Annotated in this window: 1 protein-coding gene; it reads left to right on the top strand. The window is 68.0% G+C overall.

What is annotated here, in order from left to right:
• A partial coding sequence (locus AC13HU_RS37515; RefSeq protein ID WP_483046479.1) for a lysine N(6)-hydroxylase/L-ornithine N(5)-oxygenase family protein occupies window positions 1–1,116 on the top strand: 1,116 nt, incomplete at both ends.

Here is a 1,116-nt window from a genome sequence, read left to right as displayed (position 1 = left end):
GAAGGCAGCAGCCTCCAGACCCCGTTCATGTCCGACCTGGTGACCCTCGCCGACCCCACCTCGCCGTTCAGCTTCCTCAACCACCTCAAGCAGTGCGGCCGGTTGTACCCCTTCTACATCCGCGAGAACTTCTACCCGCTGCGCGAGGAGTTCAACGACTACTGCCGGTGGGCCGCCGCCCGCCTGTCCTCGGTGCGCTTCGGACGCACCGTGACCGAGGTGGTCCACGACGAGCGCCGCGCGATGTACGAGGTGCGGACGGCGAACGGCGAGACGTACCACGCACCCCGCCTGGTGCTGGGCACCGGCGCCCCACCCCACCTACCGCCTGCGGTGGACGGTCTCGGCGGCGACTTCCTGCACAGCTCCCGCTACCTGGAGGCGAAACCCGGGCTCCAGGACAAGCGCAGCATCACGATCGTCGGCAGCGGGCAGAGCGCCGCCGAGATCTACTACGACCTGCTCCAGGACATCGACGCCCGCGGCTACCACCTCACGTGGGTGACCCGCTCCCCCCGCTTCTTCCCGCTCGAATACACCAAGCTCACCCTGGAGATGACCTCCCCGGAGTACATCGACTACTTCCACGCGCTGCCCGGCCCGGTCCGCGACACGCTCAACAGCACGCAGAAGAGCCTGTACAAGGGCATCGACTCCGATCTGATCAACGCGATCTTCGACCTGCTCTACGCCAAGAGCCGCCGCGGCAAGGTCCCCACCCGCCTGCTCACCAACACCTCGCTGGACAGCGCCGGCCACGACCCGGCCACCGGCACGTACACCCTCGGGCTGCGCCAGCACGAGCAGGACCGCGCCCACACCCTCACCACCGAGGGCCTGGTACTGGCCACCGGCTACCGCTACCAGGTGCCGAAGTTCCTCGACCCCGTCCGCGACCGCATCCGCTGGGACGACCAGGGCCGTTACAACGTCAGCCGGGACTACGCGATAGACGTCACCGGCCGCGGCATCTACGTCCAGAACGCCGAGTTGCACACCCACGGCTTCGCCACCCCCGACCTCGGTATGGCCGCCTACCGCAACTCCCGCATCATCCGCCACCTGCTCGACGGCGAGGAGCCGTACCGGGTGGAAACAGCCATCGCCTTCCAGGAG

This window comes from Streptomyces sp. NH27, assembly GCF_056859195.1.
Note: the sequence above shows the minus strand (reverse complement) of the source record. Positions and strands in the feature narration are given on the sequence as shown.